The sequence below is a fragment of the Rhodococcus sp. JS3073 genome, from assembly GCF_026810085.1.
Lineage (GTDB): Bacteria > Actinomycetota > Actinomycetes > Mycobacteriales > Mycobacteriaceae > Rhodococcus_F > Rhodococcus_F wratislaviensis.
Genome location: NZ_CP113952.1, coordinates 817,368 through 835,821, shown reverse-complemented (window position 1 = coordinate 835,821; position 18,454 = coordinate 817,368). Strand labels below are relative to the sequence as shown.

The window sequence follows — 18,454 nt, the reverse complement described above, 5'->3', positions numbered from 1 at the left end:
GCCCCGCCGCGATGAAACGGCAGATCATCAACGATCCCGGCGCCGCTGTCACAGAGGCGCTCGAAGGCATGCAGCTGAGCTACCCGGACCTGGTGGCCTACGACACCGACCGACAGCTGATCCTGCGCGCCACCCCCGCCCGTGACAAGGTCGGCCTCGTCTCCGGCGGCGGGTCCGGGCACGAACCGCTGCACGCCGGGTTCGTCGGCCGCGGCATGCTCGACGTCGCCGTCCCCGGTGCGGTGTTCGCCAGCCCCACCGCCCTACAAGTTCATGAGGGCACCCTGGCCGCCGACAGCGGCCGTGGGGTGCTGCAGATCGTCAAGAACTACACCGGCGACGTCCTGAACTTCACCATCGCCGGTGAGCTGGCGGGCGATCACGCCGTCGACACCGAGATGGTGCTGGTCGACGACGACCTCGCCACCGACACCGGCACCGACGACGGGGACGGCCCCGGCCGCCGCGGCACCGCGGCGGTGGTCGCAGTTGAGAAGATCGCCGGGGCCCGCGCCGAACTTGGCGGCTCGCTCACCGAGGTGGCCGATGCCGCCCGCCGCGTCGCCCGCAACTCCCGGACGATGAGCCTGGCCCTGCAGGCAGGCACCCACCCCGGCCAGGACCGGCCGGCATTCGACCTCGGCGCCGACGAGGTCGAGCTCGGCGTCGGTATCCACGGCGAACGTGGCATCGACCGCGTGCGATTCGCCTCCGCGGACGAGCTCACCGAGTTGCTGGTGACTCCCCTGGTCGACGACCTCGGGCTCAGCCGCGGCGCCGCCGTACTGGCAATCGTCAACGGACTCGGCGGCGCCTACCCCTTGGAGCTGTCGATCGCCGCACGCCGCGTGCACCAGTTGCTGGGCGCCCGCGGAATCACCGTGGCCCGCACCCTCGTCGGAAACTATGTGACCTCGCTCGACATGCACGGCTTCTCGGTCACCCTCGTTCCCGCCGACCCCGATCTGTTGAAGCTGTGGGACGCCCCGGTGCGCACCCCCGCACTGAGCTGGTAAGGAGACCCCCACATGACCTCGACGACCACGACGGCACTGCCCACGACCTTCGCGCCCCGCTGGGTGACGGCAATGCTCACCACGGTGCTCGGCACCTCGGCCGGCGGCGGCGCCGCCACCTCCCTCGGCGAACTCGACCGCCAGGCCGGCGACGGCGACTTCGGCACCAACCTCACCTCCGCGTTCACCCGGGTGCAGGACGAAATCCAGGCGACGTCGCCCCAGACGTTCGCCTCCTGGCTGACCGCGGTCTCGCGCGGGTTCCTGGGCACCGGAGGCACCAGCGGGCCACTGTTCGGCATGTTCTTTCGCGACATCGCCCGGTGTAGCACCGGCGACTCCCCGACCCTGACCGAACTCGCCGCCGGACTCGCCAAGGCGGTGGCGACCGTGCAGCGGTACGGCAAAGCGCAGGTCGGGCACAAGACCATGGTCGACGCCCTGGTTCCGGCAGCCCAAAAGCTGAGCGAGCAGGCGGCCGCGAACGTCGACCCCGCTCTCGCGCTGACCGCGGCGGTCGAGGCCGCGCAGGCCGGCGCCCTGACCACCCGGAACATCGTGGCGCGCCGCGGCCGCGCGTCCTACGTCGGTGAGGTCTCCCGCGGCGTCCTCGACCCCGGTGCCGTCGCCGCGGCGCTGATGATCCAGTGCGCCGCCGCCGCGGTGGACGGTCACGACGGTCCGGTCGATACCGCCTGGACCCGGTAAAGCCGACCGTGACCGCCGCCCGGTCTCGACCCCCGGGCGGCGGTAACGGTTTTTCTCAGCGAGAGCCGAGATCGACTGTGCGGACGTTGACTTCGAGTGGGATCACATCGCTGCGTACCCAGGTGTCGTACACGTCGTAGCGTTGCCCCTCGGCTGTCCACGACGTCGACCGGATGCACAGCATCGGCTCGTCCGCGTCGATATCGAGGGCCTCGGCGATCTCCGCCGTCGGATGCTTCGCCTGAATGAGCCGGTGGGCGCCGCCGAGCGCGAAGCCCGCACTCGACAGCAGCGTGCTCAGTGACGCGTGCCCGGTGAGCACGTCGGCCGCCCCGGCCAGCACCGGAATCAGAACTGGTGGACTGTAGTTGGTGCTGAACAGCGCCGGCTTGCCGTCGAGGGAACGCACCCGGACCAGCTCGAAACCGATCGACCCGTCCGGCACCTGCAGGGCTCGGCACACGTCCGCCGGCAGCGCAGTGGCACCGGAGCGGAGCACCTCGGTGCTCACCGTCCGGTGCTGGTGCCCGATCGCGTTTTCGAGGAAGCCTTCCTTGCCCTGGATCACCCAGCCGGTACCGTCGACGGCCTCGCTCGCGAACACGCCACGCTTGGGAATGCGCTGGGCGACACCACGGGATTCGAGATGCTGCAACGCCTGACGCACCGTGGCCCGGGACAGACCGAACTCGTCGCACAGGTCCTGCTCGCTGGGCAGCCGGGCGCCGCGGGCGATGTCCCCGGATGAGATCCGCTGCTCCAGCACCTGCGCGAGCTGCTGGTAGTACGGGACCTCCGATTGGCGGTCGATCGCACTCTCGACGCTCACGTGGCTCCCTCCCCTGTCCGGATGCCCCGCGGCCGGGCGGCGCGGCGTTACACCTGTCTGGATCATATGTCCTGTACGTACATCGTCCAGGTAGGTGGCCGCACCCCGGCCGCGGCCACCTGGCTGGGCCCCGTCGTCCACGATCTGCTGGTTCATCGCCACTGCTCCTTCGAGATCTGAAACTCTCGCTTGCCACTTTGTGACTCAGACCATATAGTACGTGTTGTACGTACAGTCCGTACAACAAAATTTGAACTTCGAAGGAAAGTGGACCGACGATGAGCATGGAATACCGGATGCGCCGCACGCTGCCCAACGATCGGGCGGCGATCATCATGCCGGTCGATCACGGGCTGATCTTCAATCGCATCAAGGGCCTCGAGACCCCCTCGGCGCCGTTCGCGGAGTGGGCCGAGTCCGACGTCACCGGCTTCATGATGACCCCGGGCCAGGTCAAGCAGACCGAAAAGTTCTTCGCCGAGCACCCGCACCTGAGCCGGGTGCTGACCATCGACACCTACTACGACGTCACCAACCTCGACGGCGGCGGCTCCCACGCGCTGATCACCACCGTCGAAGAAGCCGTCCGGATGGGCGTCGACGCAGTGAAGATGCTGTTCCCGTGGAACATCTCCCGCTCCGAGCAGGCCGCCATGTGCGCCCGAGTCGGCAAGGTCGTCACCGCCTGCGACGCGTGGGACATCCCGCTGGTGCTCGAGCCGGTCATCATGGGCGCACCCCGCACCGAAGAGGTCATCGTCGAGGAGGAGAAGGTCGCCCGCATCGCCTACGACCTCGGCGCTCACATCATCAAGATCGCCTTCCCCGGCGAGGAGCGCACCGCTCGTCTGGTCGAGGAACTCGGCGTACCCCTGGTCATCGCCGGCGGCCCGCTGTCGGGTGACGTCTCCGAGACCGTCGACGCGATCGGTCAGACCCTCCGCGCCGGTGCCCGCGGAATCATCGTGGGCCGCAACATCTGGCAGCGCGAGCGCAGCGAAGGCGAAAAGGTGCTCAAGGAAATCGGCACTCTGACCCGGAACGTGAGCTTCTCCGCCTGAGCGGGTAAACCACCGCTAGGCACGACAACGAGGACAGGACAGATGACGAGAGACCGCAGCGAGCGCTCACCGGTGGTGTGCGGAGTCGATATCGGCAGCACCAACACCAAGGTCGTCGCGCTCACTCCCCAGGGGGCGGTCGTCGCCCGACGACGACGCACCACTCCCCGGGGAGCGGTCGACCCGTCCATCGACGCGCAGCACCTGTTGTTCGCGATCGAAGAGATGATCCTCGACATCTGCGGCGACTCCTACCGGGTGCACGCTCTGAGCGTGGCCGGCGTCGGTGAGGACGGCGTGCTCGTCGACGACTCCCTTGCCCCGCTCACGACAGCGCTGGCCTGGTTCGATCCCCGGCGCGGCGACGTGTTCGCCGGCCTCACCACCCGGATCGACCCGCACGAGGGCCTGTGCACCGCCGACGACGCCGCCCGCACCCTCGTCGGCTGGCGGTGGGCCCTCGACCAACCGAATACCTCCCACGCCCGCTCCTGGATCGCGCTCACCGACTACCCGGCGAGCGTGTGGACCGCCACCCCGTTCTTCAGCGACACCCTCGCCGCCCGAACCGCCGCCTGGAACGGCCGCACCCGCGGGTGGGTCGACGACCGGGTGGCCGCCACCATCGGCACCACCGCGTTGCTGCCACCGGTCCGCCGGGCCGGTGAGATCATCGGCAGCTTCGTCGGCGGCCGCCTGACCACCGCGGGCGTCATAGACCCCGACGCCGTGGTCGTCGCCGGCGGGCACGATCACCCGATCGGCGGCTGGGCGGTGCACGCGATGCATCCCGGTGCCGTCCTCGATTCGATGGGCACCGCCGAGGTCGTCGTCGCCCAGGCTCCCGCGGCCGACATCCCCCGCAACGCCGACCTGGACGTGGCACCCGGAATCCGCTCTCCCGGAACCACTGTGCTGTCGGTGGAGGAACTCGCCCGCAACGTCGAGTGGGCCTACCAGGACCCCGCCGTCGGCGAGAGGCTGCACGAGCTGATCACCGGAGACACCACCCCCGACCCCTACCTGCACCAGAGCGTGTTCATCCCCGGAAGCCGCGGTGGTGTGGCACCCCGCTACGCCCCCGACGCGCCCACCTCACCACTCTCGCGCGCCTCCGCAGTCCTGGGAGCGCTCGCCCGCCTCGGCGCCCACGCCCAGGACACCGTCGGCGCCTGCCTGCCGGGACACCCACCCCTCTACGCCGCCGGCGGGTGGTCGCGATCCCCCGGATGGGTGCAGGCCAAGAAGGCCGTCACCGGCCGCGACATCACCGTCATCCCCGAACCCCAGGTCACTGCCACCGCCGCGGCACTGCTCGCGGCCAACGCCATCGGCTGGAATGCCGAGCCCGCGATTGCCCTGGGCATCACCGCGCACCCCGAAACCCTGGCCCCCGCAGGTTCATCCGCCTGACATCCGAACATCGGCACGCAGGATTTGTCGTTCCGGCACTCCTCTCAGAACCTATGGACTCTGGGGTGAGTGCCCGAATCCGAACTGCGCGACGCGACCGAGCGGCACTACCAGCCGGCCACGACGCAGTATTGTACGTACCGTACATATGATCTAGACGATACGATCACACTGTTGTAGCGTCGGTCACAGCGACTCCCGTCCGATAGGACGTCCCTCCACCTCCAGGCAGAAAACGAGGTAGCGCAATGCAACTCGTGTTACTCGGCGGCCGGCATCACGCAGTCCCCTCCGAAGCAACACCCACCTCCCTAACCGGCGGCATCCTCCCCGGACCCGTCCATCCACTCACACGGTCTATCGCGACGATCACGGAGGACACGCTGTGAGCGGGACGATCACCGGGCAGAGTGCAATGGCCCGCCTGGTCGACCGGCTCGGCATGCCACCGTCTCTCGCGTTCGGATTCCTCGGACTGCTGCTTTTCATGATCGGCGACGGCGTCGAATCGAACTACCTCTCGCCGTTCCTGATTCACACCGAGGGCTATTCGGAGTCCACCACGGCCTTCACCATCAGCATGTACGGGATCTTCGTCACCGTCGGATCCTGGCTCGCCGGCACCCTGTCCGCGATCATCGGCCCCCGCCGAGTGATGTGGATCGGCGCCGCGACCTGGGTGGCACTCGAAGTCGTGTTCCTGGTCCCGGGCGTCGCGATGGACAATCACTGGCTCTCCATCTCGGCGTACGCACTGCGCGGAATCGGTTACCCGTTCTTCGCCTACGCCTTCCTGGTCTGGATCAACCTGGCCACCCCGGCACGGCAGCGCGGCAGCTCGGTGGGCTGGTTCTGGTTCGCCTTCGGCGCGGGCCTGCCCACCTTGGGATCGCTGATCGCCAGTGGCGCAATCCCTCTCATCGGTGAGTATCCGACGTTCTGGCTGGGCACCGCCCTGGTCGTGGCCGGCGCCGCGATCGCATTGTTCGGGGTTCGTGACCGCACCTGGGCAGGCCCCTCCGGCACCGAGAGCGCCGGCGGGGAAATGCTCAAGGGGCTCACCATCGCCTGGCGCGACAAGCGCGTCGCCGCAGGAGCCTTCGTCCGGCTCGTCAACACGGCCCCCAACTTCGCGCTGTTCGTCGTCGCACCCCTGTTCTTCATAGACCAGATCGGGTTCTCCCAGAGCACCTACCTCGCCATCGTCACCGCGGTCTACACCGCGAACATCTTCGCGAACCTGATGTTCGGCATCATCGGAGACCGCTTCGGCTGGCGGCGCACCGTCACGTGGTTCGGTTGCATCATGTGCGCGGTGGGCATCGTTCTGCTCTACTACGTGCCACTGTGGGTCGGCCCCAACGTGCTGGTGGTGATCCTGTGCTGGGCGGTGTTCGGGATCGGGCTCGCCGGGTTCGTACCGCTGACCGCACTAGTGCCCTCGATGGTCTCCCCCGACGACCGCGGCAGTGCGCTGGCGGTATACACACTGGCCGCAGGATTGTCCGCCTTCGTCGGCCCCGCACTCGCCGGACTGCTCGGCGGGGCAGCACACATGCCGGTCCTGATCTGGACCTTCGCCGGACTGTATGTCGCGGCGGCCGCGGTCACCTACGTCCTGCGCACCCCCAGCGACCCCGGATCGCCGCACCATGTCGCCGCAGGACATGGCCCTGAGGACGACAAACCCGGCAGCACCATCCCTCGACAACACACGGCCTCCGAAAACCACTGAACTGCCCCGTCGGCGACTGCTTCCCCGCGTCGCCGACAGGTGCTTCCCACCCACGACAGCACCGTACGACCACCCACCTGGTAAAGGAGTCCCAGATGACCGCCACCCTCGCCCGAGAGCGCATCGGACAGTTCGTCCGCCGAAACACCAAGCACGGCTACCGCACCGGACAATGGGCACAGATCGTGATGACCGTACCGTCGGAGAACCGCGACTGCTGGCTCGTCGTCTATCAAGACGGCGAAACCGACGTGATCCCGATCGACAACCACACGGACCAGTACGAATTCCACTCCGAGCCGGTCGACTGGCGGCGCTGAGACCCACTCTTCCACCCGGGCTGTCGAACGTGTTGCTCAATGCCGGGTCACGGCACAGCTGTCGGGAGCCACGGTTCTCAGCTCGCGTGAGCAACCAATCGGTGTGGCGTGAGAGCCGCCTACTTCGCGATCACCACCCTTCCCTTCACCCGGCAGGTCTCATCAATGCCACCCCTAGCCGGAGTCACCGTCCCGGTAACGTTGGAGAAGATCGAATACCTGGCCACCGCAACGGAACTCGACGTGAGCTGAAACTATCCGCCGGACCGGAGTCGCACGCCCATGGGCAGCGATGGCACTGCAGGGTTTCCAGAGGGTGAGCGGAAGTCCAGTCGCTTCGGCACACTGGATCCGCTCTTCGATGCTGTCGGGATCGCCGCCACCGGCGAGTCCGGTGTGGACGGCGGCGGCGATCGCGCGGATGCGCCCGGCCGGTCCGCGGACGTCGGAGAGCGGGCTGGCCAGGTTGCGACGGCGCAGGTGGCACTCGGTGCGGTTGACGGCGCCGGCCGGTTGCGGGGTGTGTCCGACCACCCGTGGTGGCCGGCCTGGTGACGTGGTTCCGAGGGTGTTTCCCCGTAGAGCGCGCCCGTGTCATCGCCCGAGCTGGGTACGCGGTCTCGAAGACAATGCCAACCCGCGATCGTCGACCACGCTGCCGCAACAACACTGAACACGTACCCCCGATGACGGGACACCCCCAAACCACGCGATCACATGAGCTTGCCCGCCAACCCCGGAGAGCGCGGCGTGGCCGGACTCGGAAGCGAATCCGAGAGGACATCGAAATCGGAGTGCATACCCTCAATATTGGGTGTAGCACCACACTAACGAGGCCCCGTCAGCGCGGGAGGTGCCGACCCGGGACGTGACAGCTGCACAGGTTAATCCGCACGTGCACACACGCATGTCACACGACTGCATACGGTCATTCACACATGACGGCCACCGATGCCCCGCGATTCGGGATCCACCAAACCCGGCGTTCTTACCCGCTACCGTATTTGATTATGGGGACCGCCTTCCACGGGCCGAGTCCGTGGCCGCACATCACCCGCGCCATCCGCACGCGCGGTCCCCGCCGTGCCGCGATCGCCCACCTCGGCCAGGACGCGCCCACCCTGCTGCCGCTGCGGGCCGGGGACGTCCTGATCGTCAACGCCTCCCGCGCCGCCGTGCGCGCGCACGCCACCTCCCCGATCGCGCTCGCCTACTACGTCGACGCCGGGGTGCGGGTGCTGTCGTCACCGAACCTGCACGCCAACGTCATCGCCACCGACCGGCGGGCTGCCATCGGCTCCGCCAACGCCTCCCACAGCTCCACCCTCGCCGACGAGGCCGCGGTCATCACCGACGACCCCGACATCGTCGCCGCCGTCCGCAGGTTCATCGACGACATCGACGAGATCACCGAGGTCGATCAGACCTTCCTCGACAACGCCACCGCCGAATGGCAGATCGGCCGGGCGGTACCACTGCCCGGGGTCACGAGCCGCGGGCGCGCCGACCCCGGGTTCCTGCCCGCGACCATCCCCCGGATGTTTCTGCGGCACATCGTCGACTACCAACCCGGCCCCACCGAACACCACGCCTGGGCCGCCGAGGCCCGCCACCGCCGCGGCCCTGCCGGGCCGGCAGCGAAGTACCAGCTCGAATGGTTCCGCCACGACAAGTCCGACAGCCGCCTCGAGCGTGGTGACATCTGGCGGAGGGTAGGTATTCAATTGATGCGCTATTCCGGGATTATCTCTGCGCGTTGTGTCTAGCGGGGCGTGTTCGAACACCGTCAGCAGGGTGACTGCGGATGGAGGGGGGAAGCGCTGACCCGCGGTCGCCGAGATTGGGTGTCGGCGGATCGGGCGGCGAGGTAGGTGGCCCAGCTGGCTTGAGCGAATTGGGCCCATTTGTGTGCGGTCTTCGCAGCCACACCGAACAGATCGCTGACCACGACTGGTTCCAGGTCGCTGATGTTGGCGATCATCGCCGAGTTGCGGGCAGTCAGCGTCGGCAGCCCGTACTTTGTCAGGTCTCTTTGCAGGGCCGTTGTGTTGCGGTGTCGACTCGGCGGCCTGCCGGGAAACATCCAGGCTGGCACCCCCGGACCCGAGTACGCCCGGCCGCCGGATCGCCTTCGTCGGATCAGCTCGTCGAACAGGGCGGCCAGCGACGGGGGAAGAACGACCGCGTTCTGCTCGATCACCAGATAGGCGTGGGTGTCGTCGCGGTGGAAGCGGTCACAGGTCAGCTCGACGATACGGGTCACCCGCATGGCGTAGAGCCGGATCAGAGCGCCGACGATGCGAACCTCGAGCGGCAGCTCGTCGTCGGTCAGGCACCGCCGAAGTTGCTCGGCATGGTCCTCGTAATCCTGGAATCGTTGCGGGAGGCCGTCCTTCTCGCGAGGTATCTCGATCCCCGTGATCAGGCGCCGTGCCTGCATCCAGGCCAGGAAGGTGCCCAACGCTCTCGCGTTGGAGGGGCCGGTGGCGAAGTAGGTATCGACGTGGTGCTGGGCCAGGGTTCCGATTGAGGACCCTGCATCGGCGAGCCAGCTCAGGAAGTTGATGGCGCACTGGATCCGTTGCCGATTCGCGGCATCCGCGCCCGGGCGGAAGGGTCGGCGGGCCGACCGGAGACGGGCGCGGCGCACGATGTGCCATTCGGCGTAGGCGCGGATGACGGGCTGATGCTGGGCTGGGAGCGTGGGCACGATGCGATCGACCCAGAGTTGAAGCTGAGCCAACGCCTCGTTGCGCTGCGGCACAACTCCGGCGGCGACGAATGCCGCACGGATGTGGTGGGTTCGAGCGTTCTGCGGGAGTTTGTCGATCTCCTCGTGGGTGATACCGCGGCCCGCTCGTACGAGCTCGGCTAATCCGGTCACCGACCCGTCGTTGACCGCCCAGGTATGGACACTGCCCGGGCTTACCGCGGCGAGCGCGTCGAACATCGGCTTCATGCGGGCATCAGGCACCGACCCCTCGTCGCCGAGGAGTGTGGTGATCTTCGCGAGCACCAGGCACCGATCGCATCGGCCGTCACGGAACCCTGGGCCCTCCTCGCCGCAGCTTCTGCAGGCGAAATTCAGATCGACTCCACCACATCGGGTGCACACAGCATCACCGGCCTCGTTGACACAGACCAGGATCCGGGTGGCCTGGCACTCTGCGCAGGTGTCAGGTAGTTCCAATCGGGTTCGGTAGCACCGCTGACAGACCGGGCCCACGGGCCACACCGCCGACACCGTTTTCATCTCATCGCAGATCGCACACGATCGCTTCGATTTCGGGTAGCAGGTGCTGCAGTAGAACGGGCCGCCGCGGTAGCGCACCCCGGAACGCTGCCGACCACACCCCGCGCATTCGCCGACCTCGCGACTACAGCGCTGGCACACATCAGGACGGCCCTTGCCGTCACCGCGACGCGCGATCGTGCGTACTTGTCCACCGATTCCACACAGTCGAGGCGCGCTGGTGTGGCAGTTCTTGCACACGGGTCCCTTGTCTGTGTTGGCACAGACAATCCGTACTCGGCCGCAGTACACGCACGGCTTTTTCGGACGTGAGGTGCACCGGTTGCACAGCGGTGAGCCGTCCTCGCTGCGGCTGATGATCTCAGCCGACTTACCGCACCGTGAACACTCGCTCCGCCGAGCAGGCTCGAGGTTGTAACACGCGCGGCAGATCCGGCCCTCTTGGCGGCGGGCGACAATCCTGCCGATCTGGCCGCACCGCGCGCACGCTCGCCGCTCGACCCGTTCCATGCACCGCTCACAGCACCTGCCCTCGGGTGTGCGGCGTTTGAGGAGCTTGTCGGTGCGGCCACAGCGGACACATCCGAGCAGGACCACCTTGTCGCCGAACCCGTTGTCGGTCAGTAGAGTCAACAACCTCAGCACCGTCAGCGGACAATGCGGCGACGGTGCGATGAACGCGTCGCGGTGTTCGCTGAGGTACACGTCCAGCTCGCCGGCGTTCGCCACTTCCCATGCATGAGCCTGCTGCAGCAGACGTTGCGCAATCTCGGCGGACATACCCGGTCCGGCGACCTCCCGTAGCACCCAGATCAAGCGCTCCCGAACTTCGGACAACAGTTCGCCGCTCCGAGTAGACCGGGGCGTCACTTTCGACCAGGCCTTCGGATCACGCTTCGACGTGGTTCGATACTGATCGAATCGGATTCAGCACCAACCGTTTTACGGATCTGCTGGTTGACGACCTCCGGTTCGATCAGGTCGTTCGGCGTGCAGCCGAGGATGTCGCAGAGCGCGACCAGCACATCCATGCTCAGCCGTTGCGGAGGCTGAGTCACCAGCCGATAGACCTGTTCTCGGGACAAGGTGATGCCACGCTCGGCGAGCAGCGGCACCAGATTCGAGGTCTGGAACATCTGCTGATCGGCCATCAAATCCCGCAGCCGCCAGCGGTAACCCATCTTCTTGTTCATCACGTCACATCCCAGTCGGTGCCGAGCCGGCCCTTCAGTGAAGCCACCAGCATTTGGTTGCGGAATTCGTTGGACACCCCGGTGTAGATCGCGGTCGTCGCCGCATGCGAATGCCCCACCTGCTCCTGGGAAAACTTTGCGGGATAGCCGAATTCGGTCCAGTGTGTCACCGCCGAATGACGCAGGCAATGGACGTCGAGATGTTCGTCCAAGCCCGCGTCCCGTTTCGCCGCAACGAACGCGTCGTTGATCGAGCGAGGCTGCAACCGGCCCACCCGCTCGGTGACCCACAGCGCCGGATGCGCACCTGGCGAGAACCGCGGCCGCAGCTCGGTCAGCCACTGCTCGAGCACCTCGATGATCCAGTCCATCTCCGGAACCAGCAACACCGACCGCCGCTTGGGCGCAGATCCCTTCGACGACTTGCCGAAGCGCACCATCACGCTGCCGAACCGACCGAACTGCGCCATCCTCGGATTGCGACGCAGATCGACCAGGTCGAGCTTCGAGGCCTCGGTACGCCGCAGGCCGAACGCATATACCAACTTCAGCACCGCCGCGTCCCGTGCAACGCCCAAACCACCCTTCACACCCCGGCCGACGATCTTGCCCGGCCGAGCGTCGGCGGCGTCGAACAACGCCTGGATCTCGTCGTAGGTGAGGGGGCGCCGGCGGGGATCGCCCTCGTACTCGCTTCGATGGACGATTGAGTTGCCGTCATGGAAAATCTGTTGCGGCACTTCACCGAATCGTTCCTCACATGCGCTGGCCCACCCGTAACGGGGATCGAGCAGAAACTCCAGGAACAGATTGATCTCGACCTCGTAGTTCCGCGCTGTCGACACCGCACGCGGCGGGTCCAGATTCCGCAGATGGTCGACGAACGCCTCACCCTCGGCCGGCGTCCACTGCCAGGGGTACAAACCGCTGAACTCGACAAGTCGGCTGATCAATCGTCGCCGCCTCAGCATGGTGCTTTCTCGCAGAAACCGAGCGGATTGTTGCCGCCGCCAACCCTCCAACATCGCCGCCAGGATCGCCGGCTCAGGATCGAAATGGACAACGTTATCCGCCAACACAAGACGCGCAGAACCCGGAAGTGGCACGTTCACCAGTCTGTTGTATCAGATGCATCAATGATGCGTACGTGAATTCGCGCAGATCACCACTCGGATCCTCTTCGTGACAGAACCGCGCTACGATGCCTCGAACAGCGCTGATGCTCGTGTCCGCCCTGTTGCGCAATGTTGCATCAGATGCAATTCCACCGGCTTGTCCTGATCTTCGTCACCGCCGACAACGAATGGATCTACCCACCGGCCGTGGTGGATTCCGAGGCGATCACGATCCTCCACGCCCACGGCGCCATCGGTCACCTCCTGCGCAGCCGAGCGGACCTCTCCCCCATCCCGGTACCGGACGCCGAACACACCCTCGCCGACCTCGGACACCCCAATCCCCGGCTACAGGTCGACCACCGCATCGCCTCCCCCAGCCTGCGGACCGCTCTGCTCCAACTCTGGAACCTCTGAACCACCCGACCCAATACCGCGCCTACCAGCGGGAACGACACGTCCCCGCGTGATCGGCGCACCCACCAACACAGGCAGACATCCAAGCATTACAGGCAAGAACGGCGTTTCCGCTTCCTCCGGATACCCGCGCCAACCCAGCTCACCCGGTGCGCTCACGCCAGAGCAAGAACCCGGGAGCGTGCCTCCAGGTAGCGGGCGAGGAGGTCGAGCATCTCGGCGTCCGGGTGCGCGAGTTCGCGGAGGTCCTTCGCACCGGTGATCGTCTGATCGACGGCAGCGACCTGCCGGCGGCACTCGCCGAGCGCCTCCGGCGTGATGGTGGCGGCGTCGAGCCGGTCCATCAGGTACCGAATCGACCTCTCCAGGCCCAGAACCGGTTTACGGGTGCTGTTGCCGGCCCGCCGGGTTTCGACCATCTGCCACCACTGGTCCAGCTCGGCCAGCGCCGCGGGATCGGCGGTTGCGACACGTAAGGCCCGGTCGATCGACTGCGAATCGGTCAGATTAACCTGGTCCACACCTGCTGCGCGGGTGAGGATCTGGCCGAGCTGGTGGTTGGCGAGGCCGTCGCCGCGGCTCCACCAGTACGACACCATCACGTGGACCTTGCTCGCCGCGGCCAGCTCCCCCATCAGACCCTGTTCCCTTCAACGCAAGACGACAAATGTTCGAGTCCATCCTCACAGCCCGGCAACCCACCCGGTGTTCCGGGGCGGGGCCGTGGATTGGCGATTCAGGCGGTGCGGCGGGCGGTGTGGGTCGCCGCGCACATCGGGCACCACGTGCGCTCGCCGACGATCCACCCGTTCGTCTCGGCGAAGGCCACCGCCTCGGGCCTGCTAGCGACGGCAGCGACGAAGGTGTGCTCGCACACATCGCACCGCAACGTCCAGCCGCGCCTGCCTGTGGAACGCACCAACGTATGAACAGTCATGTTGTCCCCCGACTTCGACTCTGTGCTCCCAGCATGGCACAACCCGCGGCGGCGAGGTGACCCACGCAGGCCAGACCCCGGTCACCAGTGCCGTGCGTCAGGATCGCCCGGCGACAACGACCAGGCGTCCGAGGACAAACCCAAGTAGCCACTCAGCGCCGTAAGGACATTCGCGGTGCGGTATTCGACACCGCTCCAGGAGAACCTCGCGCCGAGGCCGAAATCGGCCCCAAGGCCGTGGCCTCGACACCGAGCCGCACGCCCAGATCCGCGATCCGGTCACCGGCCTGCACCGCCGAGAATCATCCCCGAAAGAGGAACGTGTCATCTGCGCAGCTCAGGGCGTATTTTTGGCTAATTCAGGACTCGACCAAGACGAGACGTTCCAGCTTGCAGTGGAACGGGTAAGTCCCCGGGGCGCCGAGAACCGAATCGATCAGAGCGTCGTCGCCGTCAATGCGATTCGGCCACCGATGGTCGCCGTTTTGGTACGGGAGACAGTTCTCGGCACCGACACTCACCCAGCAGGTGCCAGCGGAACTCCCATCGGCCACTCGGTGCACACTGTCGACCAGCGCTCGTGAATGCACCCTCCCGTACCACTCGCACCGACCGTCCGCCCGCGTTCATGGCTGTGACACCGGCGCGCTCATCTTCGGTGAGCCTGGCTTCGAAGAGACAGGCAAGGGTTCGTCCACCGAACGTCCGCCGGATTCAGAGAACCCGGCACCCCGGAGTCGGTGGGTCACGCTCAAGAGTGGACACCACTCGATTCAGCCGCCCACAGCCGGCAACTTCGCCGCAGCGTCATGGAAGGCACGCACGATTGCGGCCGAAATCCGACCGCGGAAGGACACTTCACGGCCCTCCCCGATCGCCCACTCTCGAATCTCCTTGGCCGTCTTCTTCACCGGAGCCTGCCCGCCGCCGCTCCCTTCACCGGAGCCTCCTTCTCGACAACCTTCTCCGCGGCCGTCGTCTCCACGGCCGTCGTCTCCCCTGTCGTTCTCGCCCCTGCCGTCTTCCCCGCTGCCGTCTTCTTCACCGGAGCCTTCTCCACGGCCGTCTTCTTCGCCGGAGCCTTCTTCGTGGCCGTCTTCTTCGCCGGCAGCGTTTTTGCCTGAGCCTTCGTTGCCTGAGCGTCATGGAAAGCTTGCTCGATCTCGGCCGAAATCCGGCCGCGGGGAGACACTTCGCGACCCTCTCCGATCGCCCACTCGCGAATATCCTTGATCGTCGACACCGCCGGAGCCTTGCCCACCGCCGGAACCTTCGTGGCAGCAATCTTCTCCGCGGCCGTCGACTTCGCCCCTGCCATCTTCACCGGCGACTTCCCCGCAGCCGCCTTCTTCGCCGGAGCCTTCTCCGCGGCCGTCTTCGCCGGAGCCGTACCCGCCGCCGCTCCCTTCACCGGAGCCTCCTTCTCGACGACCTTCTCCACGGCCGTCTTCTTCGCAGCCGTCTTCTTCGCAGCCGTCTTCTTCGGCCCTGTCGTCTTCGCCGGAGCCTTCCCCGCGACTATTTTCTTCGTGGCAGTCTTCTTCGCCGACGCCGCTTTTGCCTGAGCCTTCGTTGCCTGAGCGTCATGGAAAGCTTGCTCGATCTCGGCCGAAATCCGGCCTCGAAGAGACACTTCCCGACCCTCGCCGATCGCCCACTCGCGAATCTCCTTGGTCGTCGTCTTCGCCGGAGCTTTGCCCACCGCCGGAACCTTCGTGGCGACAATCTTCTCCGCGGACGTCGACTTCGCCCCTGCCGTCCTCGCCGGAGCCTTCCCTGCAGACGGCTTCTTCGCAGCCGTCTTCTTCGGCCCGGCCGTCTTCGCCGGAGCCTTCGTGGCCGTCTTCTTCGCCGGCACCGTTTTTGCCTGAGCCTTCGTTGCCTGAGCGTCATGGAAAGCTTGCTTGATCTCGGCCGAGATGCGGCCGCGGGGAGACACTTCGCGGCCCTCTCCGATCGCCCACTCGCGAATCTCCTTGGTCGTCGTCTTCGCCGGAGTCTGGCTCACCGCCGGTGCCTTCGTGGCGACTATCTTCTCCGCGGACGTCGACTTCGCCGCTGCCGTCGTCGTCGGCGACTTCCCCGCCGCCGCCTTCTTCACAGCCGTCTTCTTCGGCCCTGTCGTCGTCGCCGGAGACTTCTTGGCGGCCGTTTTCTTCGCGGGAGCCTTCCCCGCGACTACCTTCTTCGCCGGCGCCGCTTTTGCCTGAGCCTTCGTCGCCTGCGCGTCACGGAAAGCTTGCACGATCTCGGCCGAAATCCGGCCGCGGGGAGACACTTCGCGACCCTCTCCAATCGCCCACTCGCGGATCTCCTTGGTTGTCCCCTTCGCCGAACCTTGGGAAATTCTCGGTGATACCGCCATCGTGCTCTCCTTCTACGTCAGGGCAATCGTCGAACGCACACAGTAACGGCAGGCTGGTCCCGGAAATGAGGAAGCTCACCGAACTAACAATTCAACGTCTCAACACATTGTCCATGGGGACAGACCACACACGATCCTCTTCGAGCCCAAAATCACATCGCACCGAGCTTCATGCAGGACGAGCACGACTCACCCCGACAGGGCCTATTCTCCACCGGAATCCCGAAATTGCCTCGGCAGCTGCGGCATTGAAGTTGTCGACATTGACGAATTCGGTGTTCACGATGCCGAGCAGGGTGTGCGCCTGACGGCCCACCACCTGCTCACCGAAGACTGTGCCGCAATTCCGGCGGTGCAGCGCCTCCCGGACTCGGGCCACAGCGGCACCGAACCTTACCTCGCGAAGGCCTCGCGCCGGCCACATCCCCAGCAGCCCGGAGAACGCCGTCGTGGCCGTGCCACCACATTCGGAGTGCGGTCACCCACAGCCGGCATCATTCTCTTCCGCACCGTACTCACACACAGTTCACCCGAAACCGACTGCGGCACCGTGCACACGAGCGGAGACAACTCGACACCACACCGCGACGATCAACAGGCACCGGGACGGCCACCCCTCGCGACAACAGTGGGGCGCGCGCCGACCGAGAAACCGCGGGAGCTCCCTCCGATCAGCTGGCGTCAGCCCGTACGTCGCCGCGCTATCCCAATGTCAGATCGACAATCGTGACCGAGCGAGGCGAGCACCATCTCTCGGGCCCACCCGTCCGCATCGAGCGGCGCCGACCGCACCACCATCAGCCTCGGTGGTTCTTCGTCCGTCGACCAGCATGAGCGCGAGTTCATTGCATCCGTGCCGGCACTCGTCATGCAGGCCCCCGTGCGACGATCGTGCGGGTCACGATGTCGGTCGCGGTTCGGCGGGTCAGCGCGTAGTCCCACCCACGTGCACGCCATCAGCTAGGCGTCCTGGCCGAGCCCGATGATGTTCCGCTGGCCACCGCAGGACCGCCACCTCGACATCCTCGTCGAGCACCAGTTCCGTCCACGACTTGTCGGCCAACGGTCGCGTGCGGATGATCAGGTCCGGTGCGATGTCCTGGCCGCGCGGTATTCCCTCGGCAACCACGGCGCCGACGAACAGACCGACATACACCGCGGTCAGCCCCCATCGCACCTGTTCCCTCCAGCGCTGACAAGGCCTCGGGGCACATCGTCACGACTCGGCACCCGGCCCCGAAGCCCCCGTGTCGGGAGCGGAAGATCTCCCGGTTCAGGCGCAGCGGCGGCCGGTGCGGGTCGCCGCGTGCGCAATGAATGCCCTCTACCAGCACAGATTCGGTGAGGTGCGGTTGACGTACGGTGTGGGGATGGGATCGCCCATCACCAGTCTGTACGCGCGCGTGGCGCAGGACTTCACCGATCGTCTCCTGGGCTGCCCGCAGGACCGCTGGAACTCGGCCTCCCCCTGCCCAGGCTGGACCGCCTGGGACGTCGCCGCCCATGTGGTGGGCAACCACCGACGGGCCTGCGCAGGGCTCACGGGAAATGACCCCCGGGTGCCAACCGCTGGGGAGGACGTGGTGGCCGCATGGCTGGATGCGACGGCCGAGGTACAGGCCGCCCTTCAGTCGAAGGCGACCGCCCAGCAGGCATTGGGAGCCGAGTTCGGCAACCTGCCATTCGAGCAATTCGTCCGGCGGATGGCGTGCGCCGACACGCTGATACATACCTGGGATTTCGCGCGCGCCACCGGGCAGGACGAACACCTCGATCCCGAGGCAGTCGAGCTGGCCCGAACCTTTCTGGTCGCAGAAGACGACCGGATCCGGCTCCCCCACGCCTTCGGGGCCAAGGTGGCACCCACAGACAACGCCGACGCCCAGACCCAGCTGCTGAACTTCCTGGGCCGCGCCACCTAACAGAATCAACTGCGTGGCGCACAGAGTCCGCCGCGCGGCGAGATCGGCTGCGCTGAGGGAGAAGGTGTTGCCGGCCCGCCGGGACGGGTCAGGGTTTAAATGTCGCCCCAGCGGTCATCCCCGACCCGGACGGCCAGACCGACACGGCAGAGGCAGCCGGGCGCCCCACT

At 66.6% G+C, this 18,454-nt stretch carries 19 protein-coding genes and 5 pseudogenes; 13 read left to right on the top strand and 11 right to left on the bottom strand.

Annotation, left to right across the window (positions count from 1 at the left end):
• The first annotated feature begins 11 nt into the window (after positions 1 to 11).
• Both OYT95_RS41740 and dhaL read left to right on the top strand, forming a co-directional pair.
• Positions 12 to 1,016, top strand: a complete 1,005-nt coding sequence (locus tag OYT95_RS41740; protein WP_268792449.1) for a dihydroxyacetone kinase subunit DhaK — start codon at positions 12 to 14, stop codon at positions 1,014 to 1,016.
• Between the two features lie 12 nt (positions 1,017 to 1,028).
• Positions 1,029 to 1,724, top strand: coding sequence for a dihydroxyacetone kinase subunit DhaL (gene dhaL, locus OYT95_RS41735; protein ID WP_268792448.1), 696 nt, complete (start codon positions 1,029 to 1,031; stop codon positions 1,722 to 1,724).
• A gap of 55 nt (positions 1,725 to 1,779) precedes the next feature.
• On the opposite strand, the gene OYT95_RS41730 is transcribed toward dhaL, so the two are convergent.
• Positions 1,780 to 2,553, bottom strand: coding sequence for a GntR family transcriptional regulator (locus OYT95_RS41730; protein ID WP_268792447.1), 774 nt, complete (start codon positions 2,551 to 2,553; stop codon positions 1,780 to 1,782).
• Between the two features lie 278 nt (positions 2,554 to 2,831).
• Here OYT95_RS41730 and OYT95_RS41725 point away from each other — a divergent pair, with 278 nt between their 5' ends.
• The 7 genes and pseudogenes from OYT95_RS41725 to OYT95_RS41695 all read left to right on the top strand — a co-directional run.
• Complete coding sequence (locus OYT95_RS41725) at positions 2,832 to 3,614, top strand: class I fructose-bisphosphate aldolase (protein WP_268792446.1); 783 nt, start codon at positions 2,832 to 2,834, stop codon at positions 3,612 to 3,614.
• A 42-nt stretch (positions 3,615 to 3,656) separates the two neighbouring features.
• A complete protein-coding gene (locus OYT95_RS41720; RefSeq protein ID WP_268792445.1) occupies positions 3,657 to 5,027 on the top strand; it encodes an FGGY family carbohydrate kinase in 1,371 nt (456 codons plus the stop codon).
• Positions 5,028 to 5,412: 385 nt separating this feature from the next.
• Entirely contained in the window at positions 5,413 to 6,762 is a 1,350-nt protein-coding gene (locus tag OYT95_RS41715; protein WP_268792444.1) for an MFS transporter, read from the top strand.
• Positions 6,763 to 6,857: 95 nt separating this feature from the next.
• A complete protein-coding gene (locus OYT95_RS41710; RefSeq protein ID WP_268792443.1) occupies positions 6,858 to 7,082 on the top strand; it encodes a hypothetical protein in 225 nt (74 codons plus the stop codon).
• A gap of 108 nt (positions 7,083 to 7,190) precedes the next feature.
• Positions 7,191 to 7,334, top strand: a complete 144-nt coding sequence (locus OYT95_RS41705; protein ID WP_268793302.1) for a hypothetical protein — start codon at positions 7,191 to 7,193, stop codon at positions 7,332 to 7,334.
• 30 nt (positions 7,335 to 7,364) lie between these two features.
• The gene (locus OYT95_RS44575; protein ID WP_328286574.1) at positions 7,365 to 7,637 is read left to right on the top strand and encodes a hypothetical protein; all 273 of its coding nucleotides are present in this window, start codon (positions 7,365 to 7,367) and stop codon (positions 7,635 to 7,637) included.
• A 455-nt stretch (positions 7,638 to 8,092) separates the two neighbouring features.
• Positions 8,093 to 8,785, top strand: a pseudogene (locus OYT95_RS41695) (phosphatidylserine/phosphatidylglycerophosphate/cardiolipin synthase family protein); the annotation flags it as partial.
• 83 nt (positions 8,786 to 8,868) lie between these two features.
• Here the strand turns inward: OYT95_RS41695 and OYT95_RS41690 are convergent.
• From OYT95_RS41690 to OYT95_RS41680, 3 genes are all read right to left on the bottom strand, one after another.
• Positions 8,869 to 10,098: a hypothetical protein gene (locus OYT95_RS41690; protein WP_169695582.1), complete on the bottom strand. Its 1,230-nt coding sequence runs from the start codon at positions 10,096 to 10,098 to the stop codon at positions 8,869 to 8,871.
• Between the two features lie 1,103 nt (positions 10,099 to 11,201).
• Positions 11,202 to 11,528, bottom strand: a complete 327-nt coding sequence (locus OYT95_RS41685) for a helix-turn-helix domain-containing protein (RefSeq protein WP_169695589.1) — start codon at positions 11,526 to 11,528, stop codon at positions 11,202 to 11,204.
• A complete protein-coding gene (locus tag OYT95_RS41680; protein ID WP_268793294.1) occupies positions 11,528 to 12,607 on the bottom strand; it encodes a tyrosine-type recombinase/integrase in 1,080 nt (359 codons plus the stop codon). The genes OYT95_RS41685 and OYT95_RS41680 overlap by 1 nt, the downstream gene beginning before the upstream one ends.
• A gap of 195 nt (positions 12,608 to 12,802) precedes the next feature.
• On the opposite strand from OYT95_RS41680, the pseudogene OYT95_RS41675 reads away from it, so the two are divergent.
• Positions 12,803 to 13,060 (top strand): annotated as a pseudogene (locus OYT95_RS41675) (phosphatidylserine/phosphatidylglycerophosphate/cardiolipin synthase family protein); the annotation flags it as partial.
• A 155-nt stretch (positions 13,061 to 13,215) separates the two neighbouring features.
• On the opposite strand, the gene OYT95_RS41670 reads toward OYT95_RS41675, so the two are convergent.
• From OYT95_RS41670 to OYT95_RS44930, 4 genes and pseudogenes are all read right to left on the bottom strand, one after another.
• On the bottom strand, positions 13,216 to 13,695 hold the full coding sequence (locus OYT95_RS41670) for a hypothetical protein (RefSeq protein ID WP_268792442.1): 480 nt from the start codon (positions 13,693 to 13,695) through the stop codon (positions 13,216 to 13,218).
• Positions 13,696 to 13,796: 101 nt separating this feature from the next.
• Positions 13,797 to 13,997: a hypothetical protein gene (locus OYT95_RS41665; protein WP_268792441.1), complete on the bottom strand. Its 201-nt coding sequence runs from the start codon at positions 13,995 to 13,997 to the stop codon at positions 13,797 to 13,799.
• Between the two features lie 773 nt (positions 13,998 to 14,770).
• The gene (locus OYT95_RS44935; protein WP_442972613.1) at positions 14,771 to 14,854 is read right to left on the bottom strand and encodes a hypothetical protein; all 84 of its coding nucleotides are present in this window, start codon (positions 14,852 to 14,854) and stop codon (positions 14,771 to 14,773) included.
• Between the two features lie 50 nt (positions 14,855 to 14,904).
• A pseudogene (locus OYT95_RS44930) lies at positions 14,905 to 15,186 on the bottom strand (Lsr2 family DNA-binding protein); the annotation flags it as partial.
• A gap of 40 nt (positions 15,187 to 15,226) precedes the next feature.
• Between OYT95_RS44930 and OYT95_RS41655 the strand changes: the two are divergent.
• Positions 15,227 to 15,562, top strand: a complete 336-nt coding sequence (locus OYT95_RS41655; RefSeq protein ID WP_268792439.1) for a hypothetical protein — start codon at positions 15,227 to 15,229, stop codon at positions 15,560 to 15,562.
• A gap of 65 nt (positions 15,563 to 15,627) precedes the next feature.
• Here OYT95_RS41655 and OYT95_RS41650 read toward each other — a convergent pair.
• Positions 15,628 to 16,005: pseudogene (locus OYT95_RS41650) on the bottom strand (Lsr2 family DNA-binding protein); the annotation flags it as partial.
• Between OYT95_RS41650 and OYT95_RS41645 the strand changes: the two are divergent.
• Positions 15,974 to 16,207: a hypothetical protein gene (locus tag OYT95_RS41645; protein WP_268793293.1), complete on the top strand. Its 234-nt coding sequence runs from the start codon at positions 15,974 to 15,976 to the stop codon at positions 16,205 to 16,207. The pseudogene OYT95_RS41650 and the gene OYT95_RS41645 overlap by 32 nt on opposite strands.
• A gap of 62 nt (positions 16,208 to 16,269) precedes the next feature.
• Here the strand turns inward: OYT95_RS41645 and OYT95_RS41640 are convergent.
• Both OYT95_RS41640 and OYT95_RS41635 read right to left on the bottom strand, forming a co-directional pair.
• Positions 16,270 to 16,362 (bottom strand): annotated as a pseudogene (locus OYT95_RS41640) (hypothetical protein); the annotation flags it as partial.
• A 925-nt stretch (positions 16,363 to 17,287) separates the two neighbouring features.
• On the bottom strand, positions 17,288 to 17,539 hold the full coding sequence (locus OYT95_RS41635) for a hypothetical protein (protein ID WP_268792438.1): 252 nt from the start codon (positions 17,537 to 17,539) through the stop codon (positions 17,288 to 17,290).
• Positions 17,540 to 17,732: 193 nt separating this feature from the next.
• On the opposite strand from OYT95_RS41635, the gene OYT95_RS41630 reads away from it, so the two are divergent.
• Positions 17,733 to 18,284: a TIGR03086 family metal-binding protein gene (locus OYT95_RS41630; protein WP_268792437.1), complete on the top strand. Its 552-nt coding sequence runs from the start codon at positions 17,733 to 17,735 to the stop codon at positions 18,282 to 18,284.
• Positions 18,285 to 18,454: the final 170 nt, after the last annotated feature.